The organism is Methanobrevibacter sp. (assembly GCF_045603845.1).
Classification (GTDB): Archaea; Methanobacteriota; Methanobacteria; order Methanobacteriales; family Methanobacteriaceae; genus Methanocatella.
The window spans coordinates 37,768-45,218 of the sequence record NZ_JAZUMY010000033.1 but is presented as its reverse complement, the minus strand read 5'-3'; the positions used below and the strand labels follow the sequence as shown (position 1 = coordinate 45,218).

The 7,451-nt window shown below is 35.8% G+C and carries 1 protein-coding gene; it reads left to right on the top strand.

All coding sequences use genetic code 11. The features are described from left to right. Positions 1 to 13 precede the first annotated feature (13 nt). A complete protein-coding gene (locus ACKI2W_RS03330; protein WP_407379214.1) occupies positions 14 to 7,423 on the top strand; it encodes an Ig-like domain repeat protein in 7,410 nt (2,469 codons plus the stop codon). Positions 7,424 to 7,451: the final 28 nt, after the last annotated feature.

Sequence of the window (7,451 nt, the reverse complement as noted above, 5' to 3'; positions counted from 1 at the left end):
TGTTATTTTGAATGTGACTAAGGTTGTTAATGAGTCAATTGTTTATGTTGGTGATGTTGTAAGGTTTAATATTACTGTGAATAATACTGGTTCTGCTAATGCGACTGGTGTTAATATTACGGATAGTTTAAATTCTGCTTTTGAGTTTGTTAATGCTTCTGGTAATGTTAAAGCAGATGTTAATAATGTTGTTGTTTGGAATAATCTTAAGATTGTCAATGGCACTTCTGTTACTGTTTGGGTTGAAGTCAGGGTAAAAACCAACGGAACGTTCACTAATGTTGCTGTTGCTAAAGCCAATGAGAATACGACTACATTTGAGAATGAGACTGATGTTACTGTTAAACCTGTTGTTAACTTGACTGTTGTCAAATCTTCTGATGTTGTTGGTAATGCCAGTGTCGGTGATTTGGTTAATTATACTATTACTGTGACTAACAATGGTCCTTCTAATGCTACTATGGTTAATATTACTGATAAACTCGACTCTTCATTTGAATATATTAATTCTACTGGTAATATTCGTCCTGTTAATGGTGTTATCACATGGAATATTTCCAAGATTGTTAATGGTACATCCGTCAGTGTTTGGGTTCAAGTCAGAGTAACTACCAACGGTACTTTCACTAATGTTGCTGTTGCTAAAGCCAAAGAGAATAATACTGAATTTAATAATGAAACTAACATTACTGTAAAACCGGTTACTAATTTGGACATTATCAAATCTTCAAATGCTTCCTATGGTAAAAATGCCAGTGTTGGCGATTTTGTTGAATTCAATATTACTGTAATCAACAGAGGTCCTTCCAATGCCACTAACATCAACATTACTGATGTATTAAATCCTGCATTTGAATTCCATAATGCTACAGGTAACTACACCAGAAATAATCAGAATATAGTTTGGAATATTGGAAAATTAAACAAAGGGGAAAATGTCACTGTTCATTTAATAGCTGTAGCGAAAAATAACGGATACTATGAAAACGTGGCTGTTGTTAATTCAACAGAAAATCCTACAGGAAATTCAAGCAAAACAATCGTTGTCATTGAACCTGCTGTTAATATCACAATGATTAAGAAGTCCAATCTAACAGATAATGCTCATGTTGGCGATTTGGTCAATTTCACAATTGAAATAACAAATAATGGTCCTTCTAAAGCTACAGACGTTAATATCACTGATAGTTTGCCAAACGGTTTAGTATATGTTGATTCTGGAAACAATATAACAGGCAATAAAGGACAATATTCAAAAATCAACGGCATCGAAAGCATTGAATGGAATATCGGTAATTTAACTAAAGGATCCAAGGCTCTTGTTTGGGTCATTGTTAACGTGACTACTAACGGCACATTTACAAATGTTGCAGGCGTCACTTCAAACGAAAACAAAACAGGAACATCAAATGAAACAAACATTACCGTTGACCCTGTTGTTAATCTGACTGTTGTTAAATATTCGAATGTTATCGGAAATGTCAGTGTCGGTGATTTGGTAAACTTCACTATTGTTGTTACGAATTATGGTCCAAGTAATGCTACAATGGTCAATATTACTGATGAGCTTAATTCAGCATTTGAATTTGTCAATGCATCCGGAAATGTTAGGGCGGATGAGAATAATGTTGTTAAATGGATTATTCCTAAGATTGTAAGCGGCAATAGCACTTCAGTATGGGTTCAAGTCAGAGTTAAAGCTAACGGCACATTTACTAATGTTGCAGTTGTCAAATCTAGGGAGAACAGCACTCCATCTGAAAACAGAACAAATATCAGTGCTGATCCTATTGTTAATTTGGTTGTGAACAAGACTGTCAATGCCACTAACGTTATCGTTGGTGATTTGGTTGAATTCACTATTAACGTGACTAATAATGGTCCTTCCAATGCTACTTTGGTTAATATTACTGATAGGCTTGATTCTGCATTTGAGTTTATTGCTGAGTTGAATCCGGGTGTTACTTATGCTAATGGTGTTGTATCCTGGACTATCAATAAGATTAATGTCAATGAAACAGCTTCTGTTGTGTTGAAGGTTCGTGTTGTTAAAGAAGGTAATTTCAGCAATGTTGCTAGTGTTGTTTCTCATGAAAATGATACAGTGACTAACGGTTCCAGTGAGAATGTAACAGCAGGAACTGTTATTTTGAATGTGACTAAAATCGGTAATGCGTCAATTGTTAATGTTGGTGATGTTGTCAGGTTTAATATTACTGTGAATAATACTGGTTCTGCCAATGCTACTGGTGTTAATGTTACTGATGTGTTAAATCCTGCATTTGAGTTTGTTAATGCGTCAGGTAATGTTAAAGCAGATGTTAATAATGTTGTTGTTTGGAATAACCTTAATATTGTCAACGGTACTTCTGTTACTCTTTGGGTTGAAGTTAGGGTAAAAACTAACGGTACATTTACTAATGTTGCTGCTGCTAAAGCCAATGAGAATACGACTACATTTGAGAATGAAACGGATGTTACTGTTAAACCTGTTGTTAACTTGACTGTTGTCAAGACTTCTGATGTTGTTGGTAATGCCAGTGTCGGTGATTTGGTCAATTATACCATTACTGTGACTAACAATGGTCCAGGTAATGCTACTATGGTTAATATTACTGATAAACTCGACTCTTCATTCGAATATATTAATTCTACAGGTAATGTTCGCCCTGTTAATGGTGTTATCACATGGAATATTACCAAGATTGTTAATGGCACATCCGTTAGTGTTTGGGTTCAAGTCAGAGTGACTGCTAATGGAACATTTACTAATGTTGCTGTTGCTAAAGCTAAAGAGAATGATACTGAATTTAATAATGAAACTAACATTACTGTTAATCCTGTTGTTAATTTGGCTGTGAACAAGACAGTTAATGCTACGAATGTCATTGTTGGTGATTTGGTTGAATTCACTATTAACGTGACTAATAATGGTCCTTCTAATGCTACTTTGGTTAATATTACTGATAGGCTTGATTCTGCATTTGAGTTTATTGGTGATTTGAATCCGGGTGTTACTTATGCTAATGGTGTTGTATCCTGGACTATTGATAGAATTAATGTCAATGAAACAGCTTCTGTTGTGTTGGTTGTTCGTGTTGTTAAAGAGGGTAATTTCAGCAATGTTGCTAGTGTTGTTTCCCGTGAGAATGATACTGTGACTAACGGTTCCAGTGAGAATGTAACGGCAGGAACTGTTATTTTGAATGTGACTAAAATAGGTAATGAGTCAATTGTTAATGTTGGTGATGTTGTAAGGTTTAATATTACTGTGAATAATACTGGTTCTGCCAATGCGACTGGCGTTAATATTACGGATAGTTTAAATTCAGCATTTGAGTTTGTAAATGCTTCTGGTAATGTTAAAGCAAATAGCAGTAATGTTGTTGTTTGGAAAAATCTTAAGATTGTCAACGGTACTTCTGTTACTGTTTGGGTTGAAGTTAGGGTTAAAACAAATGGAACATTCACTAATGTGGCCACTGCTAAGGCCAATGAGAATAAGACCGCATTTGAAAATGAAACAAACATTACGGTTAATCCTGTTGTCAATCTGACTGTTGTCAAGTCTTCTGATGTTGTTGGTAATGTCAGTGTCGGTGATTTGGTCAATTATACAATTACTGTGACTAATAATGGTCCAAGTAATGCTACAATGGTCAATATTACTGATGAGCTTAATTCTGCATTCGAATTTGTAAATGCATCTGGAAATGCAAAAGCAGATGAGAATAATGTTGTTAAATGGATTATTCCTAAGATTGTAAGCGGCAATAGCACTTCAGTATGGGTTCAAGTTAGAGTTAAAGCTAACGGTACATTCACTAATCTTGCTGTTGTCGAATCTAGGGAGAACAGTACTCCATCTGAAAACGGAACAAACATTACTGTTGATCCTGTTGTTAATTTGGCTGTGAATAAGACTGTTAATGCTACGAATGTTATTGTTGGTGATCTGGTCAAATTCATTATTAATGTGACTAATAATGGTCCTTCCGATGCTACTTTGGTTAATATTACTGATAGGCTTGATTCTGCATTTGAGTTTATTGCTGAGTTGAATCCGGGTGTTACTTATGCTAATGGTGTTGTATCTTGGAATATCAAAAAGATTAATGTCAATGAAACAGCTTCTGTTGAGTTAGTTGTTCGTGTTGTTAAAGAGGGTAATTTCAGCAATGTTGCAAGCGTTGTCTCTCATGAAAATGATACTGTGACTAACGGTTCCAGTGAGAATGTAACGGCAGGAACTGTTATTTTGAATGTGACTAAAATCGCTAATGAGTCAATTGTTAATGTTGGTGATGTTGTCAGGTTTGATATTGTTGTGAATAATACTGGTTCTGCTAATGCTACTGGCGTTAATGTTACTGATGTGTTAAATTCTGTATTTGAGTTTGTTAATGCGTCTGGTGATGTTAAAGCGGATGTTAATAATGTTGTTGTTTGGAGTAACCTTAATATCGTTAATGGTAGTTCTGTTACTGTTTGGGTTGAAGTTAGGGTTAAAGCTAACGGTACATTCACTAATGTGGCTACTGCTGTTGCAAACGAGAATAAAACAACGTTTGAAAATGAAACAAACATTACTGTTGATCCTGTTGTTAATTTGTCTGTGAACAAGACTGTTAATGCTACGAATGTCATTGTTGGTGATCTGGTCAAGTTCACTATTAACGTGACTAATAATGGTCCTTCTAATGCTACTATGGTTAATATTACTGATAGGCTTGATTCTGCATTTGAATTTATTGATAATTTGAATCCTGACGCTAGTTATGCTAATGGTGTTGTATCATGGACTATCAATAAGATTAATGTCAATGAAACAGCTTCAGTTGTGTTAACTGTTCGTGTTGTTAAAGAGGGTAATTTCAGCAATGTTGCAAGCGTTGTCTCTCATGAGAATGATGCTGAAACCAATGGCTCCAGTGAGAATGTTACTGCAGGAACTGTTATTTTAAACATTACTAAGTCTGCTAATGCTTCTGTTGTTAATGTTGGTGATGTTGTCAGGTTTGATATTGTTGTGAATAATACTGGTTCTGCTAATGCTACTGGCGTTAATGTTACTGATGTGTTAAATTCTGTATTTGAGTTTGTTAATGCGTCTGGAGATGTTAAAGCGGATGTTAATAATGTTGTTGTTTGGAGTAACCTTAATATCGTTAATGGTAGTTCTGTTACTGTTTGGGTTGAAGTTAGGGTTAAAGCTAACGGAACATTTACTAATGTGGCTTCTGCTGTTGCAAACGAGAATAAAACTACATTTGAGAATGGAACTAATATTACTGTTAATCCTGTTGTTAATTTGGCTGTGAATAAGACTGTTAATGCTACGAATGTCACTGTTGGTGATTTGGTCAAATTTACCATTAATGTGACTAATAATGGTCCTTCCAATGCTACTGGTGTTAATATTACTGATAAATTAGATTCAGCATTTGAGTTTATTGCTGAGTTGAATCCTGGTGTTAATTATGCTAATGGTGTTGTATCCTGGACTATCAATAAAATCAATGTTAATGGAACAGCTTCTGTTGAGTTAACTGTTCGTGTTGTTAAAGAGGGTAATTTCAGTAATGTTGCATTTGCTAAGTCTAATGAGAATGATACTGAAACCAATGGCTCCAGTGAAAACGTAACTGTAAACAAGGCTCCTTCATTCGTCAGTGCTGAGGATGTAAACGTGACTTATGGTGAAGCAATCATAATTCCTGTTGTCAGTGAAAATGCCACTGGTGTAATCTATCAAATCATCAATACTGAAGGAAAAGTAGTCGCAAACGGCACTATTGGCATTGGTGAAAATATCACAGGCCTTGATTTACCTGCAGGAGATTATGTGGTAAATTTAACCACAATGGTTGATGCAAATCACACTGTTGCAAATAACGCTTCCAAATTGACAGTCAATAAGGCAATTCCTCCAATGGATATTACTCCGGTAAATATCACTTATGGAGACAATGAAACAATTATCATAGAATTGCCTGAAAATGCGACAGGCACTGTCAATATAACTGTTGGAAATAAAACATTTGTGGATATTCCTGTTGAAAACGGAACTGTCAACATTACTGTTCCTGATTTGCCTGCCGGAAACTACACTGTCGATGTGACTTACAGCGGAAATGAGAATTACACTTCAACCAACGGATCAGAACCTTTCAATGTCAAAAAGGTTGATACTCCAATTGACCTGGATACCCAGAATATTTTCTATGGTGATGTGGAAGTGATTGTCGTAACATTGCCTGAAGACGTAACTGGCACTGTAAATATCACAGTCGGCGATAAAACATATGAAAACGTTCCAGTCAACAACGGCAAGGCTGAATTGCCTATTGATGACTTGGGCGGAGGAACATATCCTGTTGAAGTGGTCTATGGCGGAGACAATAACCATAACGGAAATTCAACTACAGGTTCATTTGTCGTATCTCCTGTAAAACCGATAATCACAATAGAAGTTGAAGACATCTGGGTTGGAGAAGTTGAAATCTTAAACATAACAGTTAATGCACCAGGATCTGTAAACATTACAGTCAACGGCATTACTGTGACTGTTAGTTTAGAAAATGGTGTTGTAACCACTGATGTTTTAGCTGTTGGCATCCATGAAGATTATAATGGAAGGGCAACATGGAACATCATTAACTTGCCTGTTGGTCTTTATCCGGCATTCACTATATATGGCGGTAATGAAAATTACACAAGTGTCAATACAAGTGATGTATTTAGAGTAAGGGCTTTACCAACTTCACTAGATATCACAACACATGACATTTACGTTGGTGAAGATGAAAGCATTCAGGTACTTGTAAACTACACTGATGCAAAAGGCAATATCACAATAACCGTTGACGGCAGAAATTACACTTCACCTGTTGAAAACGGAAAAGCCCAATTCACAGTTCCTGGCCTTAAAGCCGGTGAATATGACGTTGAAGCTTATTACAGTGGTGACGATAAATACCTGCCTTCAAACGCTACTGGTGAGTTCAAAGTATCCAAATTTACCCCTACAATCAACACTGAAGCTCCGGATATTAAAGTCGGCGAAGATGGTGTAATCACTGTAACGGTTCCAAGCGATGCGACAGGTACAATAACAATTGTAGTTGAAGGAAAAGAATATACTGCCACTATCGATAATGGAAAAGCAATATTTGTTGTTCCTGGATTAAGCGAAGGCACACATGAAATAAAAGTTTATTATTCAGGTGATGATAAATATAATCCTATAGACGGTATAGGTAGTATCAGGGTCCTGCCATTAGATAAGAATAAAACATCTCCGGATGCCATTCCTTCTAAAGGCGTTGACTTAACAAGTTACCCAACAGGTAACCCTATACTAGTAATGTTATTGGTTATGATGTTAATTGGATCAACTGCAATTAGAAGATTTAAAAAATAATTAAATAATCCTTCTTTGGATTATTTTT